Origin of the sequence: Streptomyces sp. SAI-135 (assembly GCF_029893805.1) — a bacterium.
Classification (GTDB): domain Bacteria; phylum Actinomycetota; class Actinomycetes; order Streptomycetales; family Streptomycetaceae; genus Streptomyces.
In genome coordinates this window covers 9,176,807-9,190,852 of sequence record NZ_JARXYP010000002.1, presented here as the reverse complement: position 1 = coordinate 9,190,852, position 14,046 = coordinate 9,176,807, and the positions used below count along the sequence as shown (strand labels likewise).

Sequence of the window (14,046 nt, the reverse complement as noted above, 5' to 3'; positions counted from 1 at the left end):
CGTCTAAGTGGCGGTAGTAGGAGGTGGGGAAGGTGGCGCCGGCGCCCTGGTGGGCGTGGTCGGCCAGGGCAAGGATCTGCCGGGTGAGGCAGGACTGGACGATGCTGTGGGCCGGGGCCGCGGTCAGGTCGTGCATGCGGCCCGGTGTCGTGCGGGAGAACCACAGCGGGATGCCGTCCGGGCTCGCGATCACCTGCACGTTCATGCCGTGCTTGCGGTGTTTCATCGATTAGTACGACTCGTCCGCGCGAACGCGGTCGATGGGGATCAGAGTGCCGTCAACGATGACAAGGTCGCCCTCACCGAGGCCGGCGAGGACTTCATGAAGGCTCGGAGCCCAGGCAGCCAGCGCCTCCACGGCCTCGTCGACGTACCGCCAGGCGGTGGCCTGCGGGTATCCCGAACCCGGCGCCGGGCTGGGCGAACGTCTCGTTCTTGCGTAGGTGGACCAGCGTGAGCAGTGCCTGGTCGAAGCAGCCGAGCTGCACCGACGGGTGTTGTGGGTCCGGCGGTGCTCGAACAGCAGCGCAATGGCGGATCCGCAAGGCTTGGTGCAGCACCAACCGCATCGGTCGCACGGTCGCCGCTATTCACGCCATCGAGATCGCCTGGCGCTCAGGATGAGAAGCGTTCACTGAAGGACGGTACATCTCGCTGAACAGAAACGCATCGACCCTTGGGGGGTGCGCCACACCTATGGTAACGGGTGCCTCCCAATCAGATAGGTCTTTCCTTAGCATCGGAGATGTCGAGGCTTACGAGCTGAAATCGCAGCATGAGTGTCGATGACCTCGAGCACCAGCAGGAGGAATTGATGACGTATTCTCCCCAGGAGAGCATGAACCGCAAGATCGTCCAGGCCGCGTTGGAATCTGGAACGGAGGACTTCACGAAGTTCTTCACCGAGATATTTACGGATTCCACTGAATGGACGATCGCCGGACATGGGCCTGTTGCCGGCGTGTACAGTGGCCTGGCGGATCTTCACGAGAACGCGGAGAAGGCGCTGTTCGATCGGCTGGACGGGCCGCTCGCCATCACTCCGCGTGGCATCTGGGCGGATGGTGACGACGTGATCGTCCGTATAGACAGCACGGGGCGTGCCGCCGACGGGCAGCCGTACAACAACAGCTACTTGTACATCCTGACGATGAAGGACGGGAAGGTCGTCTCAGGCATTGAGTGGCTGGATCTGCACGCCTACTACGAGATTGTTGAGCGCGTCACCCTTTGACCCCCGAGGGGGCGCACGGCGCCTGATCTCGCGGGCGAAGTGGGCCCGTACCCCGTGGGGCGCGGGCCCACTTCGCCGTTCAATGGTGGGGAGCTTCGGGGGTCAGGGTTGCTCTGTCACGGATTCACCTGTGCCTTTATGAGTCGCGAAGTGTGCGCTGAGGCTTCCCAACAGTTCAAGGGCCCGTTCGGACGGACTACCTGCCGGGGTGTCGCACACGAGCAGATGGTGGTCATGCGCGTCAGGGATCGCGAAGGTGAGGTAGTCCAGGGTCAGCGGGCCGACGGCGGGGTGGTTGATTGACTTTCGTTGGTGGTTCTTCCCTATGACGGCATGCGTCTCCCACATCCGTACGAAGGCGGCGCTTGCTGAACGCAGCTCGGAAACAACCGTTTCGACGCTATGGCGTGAATTGACCTTTCCCCACGCCTGCCGCAAGGAACCCACGGTGTCGATCGCGACCCGTTCCCATTCGACGAAGAAACCAGGACCCGCAGGATCGAGAAATACCATCCGAGCGAAATTGTCCGCCCGCTTGAATGGGGAGTGAAGCGCGCGCCCGAGTGCGTTCGCGGCGAGTATTTCCTGAGTATCGTCATAGACGAACGCCGGATTCATCGCCCAGCGATCCATCAAATCGGTCAGGTAAGGCGCACTGGCACCGTTACCATCTCTAGCGCTATGAGTAGGATCGACGCCGGCGAGCCGGTACATATGGAGTTGCTCGTCCGTCGAGAGCTCAAGGACACGACTGAGCGTGTGAATGAGCTGAGGGGAAGGGTGCTTCTCCCGTCCTTGTTCGAGACGCGTGTAGTAGTCAACGCTCACTCCCGCAAGAGTCGCGACTTCTTCACGACGAAGGCCTGGAACCCGCCGTCGCCCCCGAGGAAGCCCAGCAGTCTCAGGATCAATCGCGGCGCGTCGGGCACGAAGATACTCGCCAAGCTCATTCCTGGGTCTGTAATGCGAGGTTGTCATATGTGAGCGACCCTAGTCCGTGCACTTGAGTGTCGGCCAGTTCGGCGCCGGTGGCCTCCACCCACGTCGATGAACTCACGGGGGACAACAAGCGGCTGCAGGCTGAGCGTGACGCGGCTTCGGCCCGGATCCCCCATCGAGGACAAGGAACTGCACTGGATCGAGGGCACGACCGCCCGCTGGGACGGGAGTCGCGACTTCCAGCGCGACCCGCAGCCCAAGCTTGACTCCTGGCTTGCACGCACCCCAAGCCAAGGATGTCTAACTCCACATCCACCGTCACGCCGACGCGATCCAGCGCGCGGTTCTGCCGCACACCCTGCCGATGATCCCGCCTCGGGAGTCCTCTGGCCTCTGTTCAACCAGGTGATGAGTGACCGCACGGTTACGGCGTTGAACACCGGCCCGTCGTGGATACTGCTGGCGGCGGCCATCGACATCCGCTCGCATCGCGTGATCGGCTGGTCCATCGCCGACCATATCCAGCTCGCCACCGACGCGATTGCCGCCGGCACGGCATCCGCCGCAGCGTGGGAGCGCGCCGGCTCCAACTGCCACAATGCCCTGACCGAGTCGTTCTGCCAGGGCCTGAGCATCGTTTCACCAGCCGTTCTTGCGGAACAGCGGAGCCAGCAGGCCGCGCACGCAAGCCATCGCCCACCGCCAGAGATCGTTTTTCGGCAAGATCTAGGCGCTGTTGGGCGGGATGCCGAGCAACTCATCCCGCATATAGGCCAGTTACCCGTCGCATGAGATCGACGAACTACGGCGCGTGCTGCGATCTGCGGCTGAAAGGTCAGATCTGGTTCGCGCCACCGTCGGCGTAGAAGTTCGCGCCGGTGACGTAGCTGCTCTGTTGTGAGGCCAGGAAGACCACGACTGCGGCGGCCTCTTCGGGCGTGCCCATGCGGCCGCTGGGAACGGTTGTAGCGACATGCTCCTTGATGGCCTGGAAGGTCTCCTCCTCACCGAAGGTGGTGGCGATCCCGGGAGTCTCTATCCATGCCGGAGAGACCACGTTGACCCGGATACCGCGGGCCTTGAGCTCGACGGACCACGTCCGTGCGAAGGACCGAACGGCAGCCTTCGACGCTGCGTACGCGCCGAACGCCTCTATGCCGCGGTCAGCGGCCGTCGAACCGACCAGGACGATTGACGCTCCCTTGTTGAGCAGCGGCAACGCCTTCTGCACGGTGAACAGCGTGCCTCGGGTATTGACCGCGAAAGTCTGATCGAAATGCTCCTCGGTGGTACGTTCCAGCGTCACAAACGAGCCAATCGCCGCGTTCGCCACGAGCACGTCCAGATTGCGGCGTCGTGCCCGAACGGTGCCGTACAGCCGGTCCAGGTCCTCCGCCTTTCCGATGTCGCTGACGACTGCGGTGGCCCTGTCGGTTCCGATGGTTTTGACGGCGTCCTCTAATTGGGCCTGGCGTCGCCCGGTGATGAATACGTACGCGCCCTCGTCCGCCAGTCGTAAGGCGGTGGCTAGACCGATACCGGTGCTGCCTCCGGTGACGACGGCCGTCTTGCCTTCCAGCTGCCCCATGAGGATCTCCTAACCGAGCCTTTTCCGACTTGGCTGTCAGTTCCGCTGACCATGTCCGGCGGAGCGTCCGGGCCACCGTGACCGACCATGGATCAGTTGGTCCTGACCTCGCTGCGGACCTGTGCGCTCAGCCGTCAGTAGACCGCCGACCAGCACAGACATGAGGCTGGAAAAGGCTCACTCTCGATGCTGTTGCGTTCAACACCAATACTGCGAGGGAGCGAGAATACTTTCCATGATAAAGAGTCCGCATTACTTTACGTATCGTCCAGGGGGTGTTCCGGGTGCTCGGCCTCCTGGGTCTCGTAGTTGAGGCGATCGGGCTGCTCCGGCCCGGGTCATGCCTTCGTGCGTGGGGGATCACCCGACCAGGAACTCCGTCCGATCCATACGTTCTGTGATCCGTTGAGGTACGGCTTCTGGGAGAAACCCCGAGGTTAGTGCCTGTTCCGGCTTCTGAGGCGATTGGTCTTCGCGTTCCGCGGAGGCGCCTGCGGCGCGACGTGCACTGTCGCGGAACTGTCGCGGCGAGACGCCTACAACGCGGCGAAACGCCGTGCTGAACGCACTCTCTGACTCGTATCCGGTTGCGAAGGCCAGTTCGGAGATGGAACGCGTGTCACGGCGAAGCGCGTCACGGGCGAGGCTCATCCGCCACTGAATGAGGTATTCCAGGGGCGCGGCGCCGACCTCCTTCTTGAACTTGGCTGCGAAAGCGGATCGGGAAAGATGGCTGATGGCCGCGAGTTCACGAAGGGTCCAGCGGTGAGCTACATCGGCATGCATGGCGCGCAGCGCTGCGCCGATTCCCTCATGGTTGAGTGCTCCCAGCCATCCGGCGGGCTGATCGGTTTGTGCGACGTGCGCCCTGAGCACCTGAACGAACATGATCTGTGCGAGATGGTCCAGGACGAGGGATCGCCCGACAGCTCTGCTCTCGACCTCGATCCCCAACAGTTCGGTGATGTAGGCGACTTGGCGAATCAGGGGATTCGTCGCCGGCAAGTGCACAAGAGGAGGAAGGATTTCCAGCAGAAGCGGAGCATTGGCCTCGTCGAACCATAGGGACGCCATGCACACGTAGTTGGTCTCGTCGGCCTCGGCGCCAATCCGTGCGACGCCTCGCGAGGCACTTTCCAACAACTCTCGGCCGGGTCGGGGCGTCACGGTGGGCGAACTGGCGAGAACGTGGGGGCCGGGAGACTTCAGGAGGTAGAAGTCGCCTTCCTGTAGGTACAGCGGCTCACTTCCCTCCACCAGCAGCCAGCACGCGCCACGCACTGCGCACCCGATCTTGACAAATTCGAAGGCGTCAAACTGCACTGCCCAAGGCGCCGCGGCATGAAGGCCCGGGTGGGCCTCCGTCCGAGGCCGCAACAGGCCGATCCTGTCGGCCACGGGATCGGAGGGCACCAAGGCGCTGGACGATCGGTGAAAAATCATGGACGACATGTTATGGATCGTAGCATCGGGCTGGGCAACGCTGGTGAGGCCAGCAAGGTGCTGGCCTAACCACCAAGCGAGGAACCATGGCAGACACCGACCTCCGCGCCTTCTACACGCGCTACATCGAAACCCTCAACGCCCACGACTTCGCGGGCGTTCGTGAGTTCCTCAGTGACGACCTCACGTACTTCGGCGACGCCGTTACGGCAGATCTGATCGTTTCGGCGCTCACTGATCTCGGGAACACGGTTCCGGACCTGCACTGGGAAATTCAGGAGCTTTCCGTGAACGGCGACCACCTGGCTGCGCGGCTGCTGAATACTGGCACGCCTGCCAAGGAGTGGCTGGGTGTGGCGCCCTCTGGCGCCTCCTTCGAAATCGTCGAGTTCGCCGTCTACCATATCCGTGACGGCCGGTTCGTTCACATGACGAATGTCCACGACGCAGAGGCCCTGCGCCGTCAGCTGGCTGCGTGAGACAGAACTGCCACACGAGGAAAATGGCGGCCCCGCTCCGTGGTCGTGGACTGCGGAGTGGGTGAACGAGCCCGATCACCGCCGACGGCTGCGGCGTCGGTCGGTGGGGGCGAATTGCTGTCTATCCCCCTCCGCGGCACTACCGGGTGGCGCGGACGCCGTGGCCGCGTTGACGCTCGCTTGTGAATCCTTCAAAACGTAGTAGCCGCTCCGGGCAACGGTTCACGCGAAGGCGGTGCCGGGCGCCGAGCCAGACGGCGGTGCCGATGGCGCTCCGGGAGCTGACGTCCGGCCTGCGGCAGCATCCCTGCCGTGATAACGGCTGGCCAGAGCATTCAAGGCCCATAGCCGCGGAGGCGCCGGCCATTGCGGTCCTCGCGCTTGGATGACGCGGCCGGCGTCCGCGACCGTGGTAAATCGGGCGATCCGGGTCCGCAGCATCATGCGGGATCTGCCTCACGTGACACACCACCCATCGAGACGGTAAAGATGGTCCGGTGCAGGAGAGTGACGACAGAGGCAGCGCATGACGATCGACCGGGCTGGGCTGGCCGGTTTCCTCCGACGGCGACGGGCAGCACTACAGCCGGAGGACGTCGGACTCGTTCGTGGTGTGCGACGTAGGACCAGTGGGCTGCGGCGAGAGGAGGTGGCTCTGCTGTGCAACATGTCAACCGACTACTACGCGAAGCTCGAGCGTGGGCGCGGACCACAGCCGTCCGAGCAGCTGATCGCTTCCATCGCGCAAGGGCTCGATCTCTCTTTGGAAGAGCGCGACTATCTGTTCCGGCTGGCCGGGTTGAACGCACCCGCGCGTGAGCCGGCCGGCCCGCACGTCAGCCCCGGCCTTCTGCGCATCCTGGAGCGTCTGGACAACACTCCCGCCGAAATCATCACCGAGCTGGGTGAGACCCTCCACCAGAGCCCGCTGGGTGTGGCTCTGACCGGTGACCGCACTTCTTACCGCGGTCCCGCTCGCAGCATCGGCTACCGGTGGTTCATCGATCCGACCGCCCGGCAGCTCTACGCCCCTGAGGACCACCCGTTTCTTACGCGCATGTTCGTCTCGGGCCTGCGCCAGATCGCCACGCTACGCGGCCCAGGTTCCCGCGCGGCGCAGTTCGTGAACCTGCTCCTGGCCGAGAGCGAAGAGTTCAGCCAGGTGTGGGAAAAGCACGAAGTCGCCATCCCGCCAGTCGTCAAACGCTTCGTACATCCCGACGTCGGCGCACTGGAACTGCACTATCAAGTACTGATAGACCCCGAGTGGTCCCACCATCTGTCTGTCTACACAGCGGTCCCCGGTAGCGAGAGCCACGAGAAGATGCAACTGCTCACCGCTATCGCGGATGAGTCGCGAACACATCCCGCGCCATGCCGGTGACATAAACGGCTGTCACATTCGACAGTTGGGCCGAGGGACGCCGACACCGAGTTAATACCGAAGAAGACGCGCACCGGCTTCAGATGGAGATTTGCGGCAGGTCCGCCGACTTTTCGATCCGGTAGCGGCTGAGGGCGGGCGAGAATCACTGAGAGTTTTCAGGGTGACCCCCACCCGCGTGACGGCGGAGGCGGACGGCACCTTCACCATGGGGGATCAACGCCGCCGACATCGGCACCAGTGACCGGACCACACTCACCCTGATCACAGCCGACGCCCTCCAGGCCGCGACGGAACACTTCCGGGTGCGCATCGGCGGACAGCGACCTGGGCTGCTCCAGGGCCGGGGACCCTCCCATGCGCTGGTGGTCCGAACACGGGCCGCACCATGTCAGCAGGCGCTGGTCCCTAGTGTCGGCCTGATCGACCGGACGGGTCCGGGCGTCCAGGCGCCCCCGCACGAAGACCGTCCATGACGATGTCCAGCAGGCGTGTCGCCTGCGGCTGCCAGTCGTCGTGCGGGGCGAGCTGCCACAGACCGGTGATGGCCAGCATGAAGTCGTCGGCCGTGACGCCGGGGCGGATCGCGCCGGCCTCCTTGCAGGCGCGCAGCAGGAGACCGGCAGCCTCGGTCACCGGGGTGTGGCCGGCTTTCGCTGCCTGCCCGGACGAGGTGCTCGGGGCCTGGCGGATCGCCTCCGCCAGACCGGCCTTGGTCATCGCGAACCGGGCGAGGTGGTCCATCCACGCCCGCAGCGCGCGGTCGGGTTCCATGGTCTCCAGCAACTCGGACGCGGAGTCGGCGATCTGCTGAACTCCGTGGCGGTAGAGCTCGAGGACGAGCGTCTCGCGGTTGGGGAAGTTCCGGTAGAACGTGCCCTGGCCGACGCCCGCCTTCTTGGCGATCGTGCTCAGCGGGGTGTCGGCGGCCCGGGACAGTTCGGTGAAGGCCACTTCCAGAATGCGCTCGCGGTTGCGTTGCGCATCCGATCGCAGGCGCGGGCCATTGCTCTGCCGCACTCGTCCTCCTCACCGACTTGTGTCCGAAAACGATCTTCGAGAACCGGACAGTGCCTACTGCGTTCGACGCGGGCCGTACAAGCTCGTCGAACGGTGTCCCGAACCAGGCCACGGAGCACAGGACCCTGCAATCGCTGGGGTCCTACAACTGGCATACCTGGCGTTGTCCGAAGTCAGGCACGCTCCTGGATGAACTCCACGACCAACCGTGGCCAGATCTACAGCTGCCGTGACTGATCAATTCCAGTCAGGTCTGCACTGACCTGCCAGAGATCGGCGGTCAACTCACGGGAGCGAGAGATCTCGCCCGTGGTACGCGCCAACTCGGGCGAGATACACGGACGCCCGTGCAGCAGCCGGCCGAAGGGGTCGGCGAGGATCTGCACGTTCATCCCGAGTACCGCCTGGCCTGGCGCAATGCCCGGCCACTTGTGGGCGGCCGGTTTGCACAACATGAGTGCACGCACGATGACCGGTTGATCGGAAACCGGCCTTACGCGTCGGCAGCCTTGCCTGGTTGTCCCGCGTCCAACGCGTTGCTTTGGTCGCTGCGCCCACACGCCGACCAAGTGATGGGGTCCCGGCCCCTCTCAGACGGCACCGATAGTCGTCGTCAGCTGCTCGGATACTTCCCAGAGGCGTGCGGTAGGTCCGGTTCACGGATCAGAGGTGCTCGATCAGCTTGTCGAGGGTGATGGGCACGTCGCGCACCCGGATCCCGGTGGCGTGGTAGACAGCGTTCCCGATCGCGGCCGCCGAGCCCACTGTGCCGATCTCTCCGAGCCCGCGGGCGCCGAGGCTGCTGGTCCCGACCTCCTCAGCGCCGTCGCCCAACGGCCCGGTGAGAACAGGGTCGGGCCGACCGAGCAGGTGCACGTCGATGTCGGGCACGTCGGCGTTCACGGGCACGAGGTAGTCGGCGAGTGTGCTGGACGCCAGGCGCCCGGTGTCGCGCTCCAGGGGGTTCTCCTCCAGCAGGGCGTGCCCGATACCGAAGATGACACCGCCGACGAGCTGGCTCCGGGCGGCCCGTGAGTTGATGACGCGGCCGACGTCCGCGACCGTGGTGAACCGGGTGACGCGGGTCTCGCCGGTGAACCGGTTGACCCGCACCTCGCAGAAGTGGGCGCCGAAGCTGTGGTGCACATACCCCGGGTCGGCGTCGCCGGCTGACTCGGCGAGGGCCGTGATGCCTGGTGAGTCGACAGCGGCCAGCAGGCGGCCGAAGGTCATCGACCGCCCTTGACCGTGCAGGACGCCGCGCTCGTAGCGCAGGTCGTCGGTGTTCGCTCCGTGCCACGGCGACCTGTCGTTGGTGACGGCGAGCCGCTTGAGCTCGTTGATCGCGTCGCGGGCGGCGTTCACAATCAACGGCACGGTGGCGTGCGTGGCACTGGATCCGGCGGCGGGCGCACCCTGCGGCAGCACGGTGTCGCCGATCTCGGGCTTCACTCGCATCAGTGGGATCCCAAGGGCGTCCGCGCCGGAGATCCCCACCATGGTCGCCCCGCCGGTGCCGAAGTCCGAGATCCCGGTCGAGACCACGGCGGTGTCGTCGTCGAGCAACCGGACCCGCACGCTCGCGGCCCGGCGGTGTGCCGGGTAGATGGCGGTGGCCATGCCGGTGCCGTAGAGCCACTGTCCGTCGACGCGTGAGCGGGGCTTGGCGCTGCGGGCCGACCAGCCGAATCGCCGCGCGCCGACGCGGTAGCACTCCTCGAGGTGCTTGCTCGACCACGGCAAGCCTGTAGAAGGGCTCTTGGTGGCGTAGTTGCGCAGCCGCAGCTCCACAGGATCGACGCCGGTAGCGACGGCCAGCTCGTCCATCGCCGTCTCCAGGGCGAAGGACCCGGGTGCCTCATTGGGGCCGCGCATCGCCCGGCTGCCGGGGATGTCGAGGGTGGCCAGCTGTGCATCGACGTGCAGGTTCGGAGTGCGGTAGAGCGCGTCCGTGGTGGCGTGCGCCGGAGTCATGGGGAACGTAACGGTGGTCGGGCGCTCGGAGACGCTCTGGTGGCTGACGGCATTGAGGACGCCGTCGCGGGAGGCGCCCAGACGGACGGTCTGCGTGAGTTGGGGCCGGTGGCCGGTGAGGGTGAACATCTGCTCGCGGGTGAGGACGAGCCGGACCGGGCGGCCGATCTCCCGGGCCGCCGCGGCGGCGAGCGGCGTGTCGCTCCACAAGATGACGCGGGCGCCGAACGCGCCGCCCACGTACTTCGTGATCAGCCGGACGTTCTGCGGCAGGACGCCGAGCCGCTGGGCCGTCCCGAGGGCGTACGCCGAGGGAACCTGCGCGCCGGCGTAGATGGTGACCTGGTCACCTTTCCAGACGGCGAGGACGGCGTGGGGCTCCATCGCCGCGTGGTGTTGCATCTGCTGGTGGAACTCGGCCTCCACGACGACGTCGCTGGCGGCGAGCGCGGCGTCGATCGAGGAGACGCCGGGCGCCAGGATGTTGAGGCTGCTCGGTGAACCGCTGATGGTAGGGCCGGCCGGAACGTGGGGCTCGTCCGCGATCGAGGTGCGCGGTGGCCGGGTCTCGTAGGTCGCGGTGACCCTCGCGGCAGCGTCGCGTGCCTGCTCGGGCGTCTCGGCTACGACCATCGCAATGGCCTGGCCGTGGAAGTGGACCTCCGCGTCACGCAGCGGGACGTAGTTCTCGACGAAGCCGGCGAGCGGACCGGTGAGGGGATACAGGCCCAAGCGAGGGTCTGGCGCGGCATAGACACGCAGGACACCGGGTGAGGCCAGCGCGGCCGCCGTGTCGATGCCGGTGAGGGTGCCTCGCGCGATGGTGCTGGTGACGAGATGGGCGTGTGCGAGGTTAGGGGCGCGGTAGTCACCGGAGTACTCGGCCGCGCCTGTGACTTTCAGCTTGCCGTCGACGCGCTCGGTCTCGCGTCCGACTGGGGAACGGAACATTGTGAATCCTTCAGCTGCTGAATGCGAGTGCGCCGGTCGACGGGGCACCGTGGTGGATGGGAACCCCGGTGCTCAGGGATGCCCCGGAGCCGCCGTGTCGGTGGGCGACGACCTCCGCCGCGATCGACAGCGCTGTCTCCTGCGGGGTACGTGCCCCGAGGTCCAGGCCGATGGGCGAGTGCAGGCGATCGAGCTCGCCGCTGGTAAGACCGGCGTCACGGAGCCGGGTCAGGCGTTCCTCGTGGGTGCGGCGAGACCCCATGGCTCCCACGTACGCAACCGGCATGCGCAGCGCGGATTTAAGGAGCGGCAGGTCGAACTTGGGGTCGTGGGTGAGCACGCAGACGACGGTGCGCTGGTCCAGCAGGCCAGCCTCTGCCTGGGACCTGAGATAGCGGTGCGGCCAATCGACGACCACCTCTGCGTCCGGAAATCGTTCCGGGGTGGCGAACGTGGCCCTGGCGTCGCAGACGGTCACCTGGTAGCCGAGGAAGGAGCCGAGCCGGGCCAGCGCGGCTGCGTGATCGATGGCGCCGAAGACCAGCATCCGAGGCGGTGGGGAGTTACTCTCCACCAGCAAGGTCATCGGCTCCCGGCAGTAGCTGTCGGCCACCCCGAGCTCGAGCGTGCCGGTCCGTCCGGCGTGCAAGGCACCGGTGGTCTGTGCCTCGGCGACCTGGTCGAGCAGTTCGTCCCCGAGCGTTCCTGCGACGGATTTCCCGGGCCGCACGACGATCACCCGGCCGAGGTGGGCCTCCGGGCCGCGCACGATCGTGGCCACGGCTACCGCCCGGCCGCCTGCGGCATCGGCCAGAGCCGGTTCGAGCCATGGTTCGGTAGTCGGATCGTGGTGGCGCAGAAAGAGCTCGATGGTGCCGCCGCAGGTCAGACCCACGTCGAATGCGTCGGCGTCGCTGTACCCGAAGTGGAGGGCACGGGCGCGGTGGTCCCCGGCCAGCATGTTTTGACATGTGTCGTGGACCGCGGCGTCGACGCACCCGCCCGACACGTTGCCCAGCACAGTGCCGTCCGCGTCCACGACCAGGGACGAGCCGGGCTGCCGCGGAGCACTGCCGGCGACGCTCGTGACGGTGGCCGCTACGAACGGGATCCCGCGACGGACACGTTCGACCAGGTCAGCGGCGATCTCAAGCATGTGCGCCACCAGATCCGGGACCGGCTGCCCCGACGGAGTGAGGCCGTACAGGGCCATGTCGGCCGCTCACCGGTTCTCCTGCAGTTCGGTCAGGGCGCGTACCAGGGTGCGACGCAGCAGCGCGGGCTTGAACCGGTTGTGTTCCCGTGGTCGGGCGCCGTCCGCGGCGTCGGCGACGGCCGCCTCGAACGTCGCGGAGGTGGCGGGCCGGCCCGTCAGGGCGCGTTCGACGGCCGTCAGCCTCCACGGCTTGGTCCCCACTCCGCCCACGGCGATGCGGGCGTTCACGATGGTGCGCCCGCGCAGTTGGAGCGCGACGGCGGCCGAGGTGAGCGCGAACTCGTACGACTGCCGGTCGCGGATCTTCAGGTACAGCGAGTGCGCCGCCCAGGGCGAGCGGGGCACGGTGATCCCGGTGATGAGCTCGTTCGGCCGCAGCACGTTCTCGACCTCGGGGGTGGTACCGGGCAGGGTGTAGAACGTCTCCAGGGGTACGGTGCGCGTGCCGCGCGCCGAGGCCAGGTGGACGGTCGCACTCAACGCCACCAGGGGGACGGCGAGGTCGCTGGGATGGGTGGCGATGCACGCGTCGCTGGTGCCCAGCACGGCGTGTCCGCGGTTGATCCCTTCCAGGGCTGAGCAGCCGCTGCCTGGCTCACGCTTGTTGCACGGGGTCGTGACGTCGCGGAAGTAACTGCACCGCGTGCGCTGCAGCAGGTTGCCGCCGATGCTCGCCATGTTGCGCAGCTGGGCCGAGGCACTCAGCTCCAGCGCCTGCGCGACCATCGGGTAGTGCTTGCGCACGGCGGGCGCGGCGGCCACGTCACTCATTCGTTCGAGCGCACCGATGTGCAGAGCCTGGTGGTCCAGGGTGATGCCGTCCAGTGGCAGGCGGTTGATGTCCACGACGCGGTCGGGCGACATCACCTCGAGCTTCATGAGGTCCACCAGGGTGGTGCCACCGGCCAGGAATGCGGTGCCGGGCTTGGCGTTCTGCACTGCCTCACGGACCGAGCGCGCCTGGGCGTAGGTGTAGGGCCGCATCAGCGCATCACCTGCTGCGCGTCCCGGATGGCGTCGACGATGCGGGGGTAGGCGCTGCACCGGCAGATGTTGCCCGACATGCGCTCACGTATCTCATTGTCCGAGCGGGCGGGTCCCTCGTTGTCGACCATGGCGACTGCGGACATGATCTGTCCTGGGGTGCAGAAGCCGCACTGCAGACCGTCGTGGTCGACGAAGGCCTGCTGCATGGGGTGCAGCCGGTCGCCGTCGGCCAGCCCTTCGATCGTGGTGACTTGGTGGCCGCTCGTCGTGGCGGCCAGCGTGAGGCACGACAGCACGCGTCGGCCGTCGATGTGCACGGTGCAGGCGCCGCACTGTCCCCGGTCGCAGCCCTTCTTGGTGCCTTTGAGGTCGAGCCGCTCTCGGAGTGTGTCCAGCAGGGTGGCCCGCGGGTCCACCCGCAGGGTGACCGGATCGCCGTTGACGGCGGTTCGTATCGTCACCGGCGTCACGCCGTCGACGGTGGCTGCCGGGGCGGCTTCTGCCGTCTCGGCCTGTCCGGTCAGCAGCGGCGCCACCGTGACGGCGGCCAGGCTCCCCCCTACAAAGTTGCGCCGGGACACACCCGAACCGGCGCCTCCCACGTCGTTCTGTTCGTTCATCAATGCCTCCTGGCTGATGGCAAGTTCGGGCAGGGGAAGGCCGGCGCCGCGCCCATTCGTGTGGTCTTCGGGTCGAGCGCTGCTCCAAGGCTGGCCGCCGGGAGCAGGATCATCCAGGCTCTGTCGATCCCAGGCTTGCGTTGAGCTGAGGGGGCTGAAGCGGGCATCGATCCGGGACCCGGCATAAAGCGGGTTCGGCCGTGAGTGGCAC

Annotated in this window: 12 protein-coding genes and 1 pseudogene; 4 read left to right on the top strand and 9 right to left on the bottom strand. The window is 66.4% G+C overall.

Annotation, left to right across the window (positions count from 1 at the left end; genetic code table 11):
• Position 1 precedes the first annotated feature (1 nt).
• Positions 2 to 526 (bottom strand): annotated as a pseudogene (locus M2163_RS46075) (transposase family protein); the annotation flags it as partial.
• Positions 527 to 775: 249 nt separating this feature from the next.
• Between M2163_RS46075 and M2163_RS46070 the strand changes: the two are divergent.
• On the top strand, positions 776 to 1,234 hold the full coding sequence (locus M2163_RS46070) for a nuclear transport factor 2 family protein (protein WP_280897151.1): 459 nt from the start codon (positions 776 to 778) through the stop codon (positions 1,232 to 1,234).
• Between the two features lie 102 nt (positions 1,235 to 1,336).
• Here the strand turns inward: M2163_RS46070 and M2163_RS46065 are convergent, their stop codons facing one another.
• On the bottom strand, positions 1,337 to 2,212 hold the full coding sequence (locus tag M2163_RS46065; protein ID WP_280897150.1) for a helix-turn-helix transcriptional regulator: 876 nt from the start codon (positions 2,210 to 2,212) through the stop codon (positions 1,337 to 1,339).
• Positions 2,213 to 2,581: 369 nt separating this feature from the next.
• On the opposite strand from M2163_RS46065, the gene M2163_RS46060 reads away from it, so the two are divergent.
• A complete protein-coding gene (locus tag M2163_RS46060; protein WP_280897149.1) occupies positions 2,582 to 2,965 on the top strand; it encodes a hypothetical protein in 384 nt (127 codons plus the stop codon).
• Positions 2,966 to 3,008: 43 nt separating this feature from the next.
• On the opposite strand, the gene M2163_RS46055 is transcribed toward M2163_RS46060, so the two are convergent.
• Both M2163_RS46055 and M2163_RS46050 read right to left on the bottom strand, forming a co-directional pair.
• Entirely contained in the window at positions 3,009 to 3,761 is a 753-nt protein-coding gene (locus tag M2163_RS46055; RefSeq protein WP_280897148.1) for an SDR family oxidoreductase, read from the bottom strand.
• Positions 3,762 to 4,121: 360 nt separating this feature from the next.
• Positions 4,122 to 5,213, bottom strand: coding sequence for an AraC family transcriptional regulator (locus M2163_RS46050; RefSeq protein WP_280897147.1), 1,092 nt, complete (start codon positions 5,211 to 5,213; stop codon positions 4,122 to 4,124).
• Positions 5,214 to 5,290: 77 nt separating this feature from the next.
• Between M2163_RS46050 and M2163_RS46045 the strand changes: the two genes are divergently transcribed.
• Positions 5,291 to 5,683 carry an ester cyclase gene (locus M2163_RS46045; protein ID WP_280846869.1) on the top strand — a complete coding sequence of 131 codons (393 nt, stop codon included), beginning with the start codon at positions 5,291 to 5,293 and terminating at the stop codon, positions 5,681 to 5,683.
• Positions 5,684 to 6,209: 526 nt separating this feature from the next.
• Complete coding sequence (locus tag M2163_RS46040; protein ID WP_280897146.1) at positions 6,210 to 7,067, top strand: helix-turn-helix transcriptional regulator; 858 nt, start codon at positions 6,210 to 6,212, stop codon at positions 7,065 to 7,067.
• A 408-nt stretch (positions 7,068 to 7,475) separates the two neighbouring features.
• Here the strand turns inward: M2163_RS46040 and M2163_RS46035 are convergent, their stop codons facing one another.
• The 5 genes from M2163_RS46035 to M2163_RS46015 all read right to left on the bottom strand — a co-directional run bounded on the left by M2163_RS46035 (position 7,476) and on the right by M2163_RS46015 (position 13,835).
• Complete coding sequence (locus M2163_RS46035) at positions 7,476 to 8,087, bottom strand: TetR/AcrR family transcriptional regulator (RefSeq protein WP_280897145.1); 612 nt, start codon at positions 8,085 to 8,087, stop codon at positions 7,476 to 7,478.
• Between the two features lie 663 nt (positions 8,088 to 8,750).
• Complete coding sequence (locus M2163_RS46030) at positions 8,751 to 11,012, bottom strand: xanthine dehydrogenase family protein molybdopterin-binding subunit (protein WP_280897144.1); 2,262 nt, start codon at positions 11,010 to 11,012, stop codon at positions 8,751 to 8,753.
• A gap of 10 nt (positions 11,013 to 11,022) precedes the next feature.
• Entirely contained in the window at positions 11,023 to 12,168 is a 1,146-nt protein-coding gene (locus tag M2163_RS46025; protein WP_280897432.1) for an XdhC/CoxI family protein, read from the bottom strand.
• Positions 12,169 to 12,234: 66 nt separating this feature from the next.
• The gene (locus M2163_RS46020) at positions 12,235 to 13,212 is read right to left on the bottom strand and encodes a xanthine dehydrogenase family protein subunit M (RefSeq protein WP_280846873.1); all 978 of its coding nucleotides are present in this window, start codon (positions 13,210 to 13,212) and stop codon (positions 12,235 to 12,237) included.
• Complete coding sequence (locus tag M2163_RS46015) at positions 13,212 to 13,835, bottom strand: (2Fe-2S)-binding protein (RefSeq protein WP_280897143.1); 624 nt, start codon at positions 13,833 to 13,835, stop codon at positions 13,212 to 13,214. The genes M2163_RS46020 and M2163_RS46015 overlap by 1 nt, the downstream gene beginning before the upstream one ends.
• Positions 13,836 to 14,046: the final 211 nt, after the last annotated feature.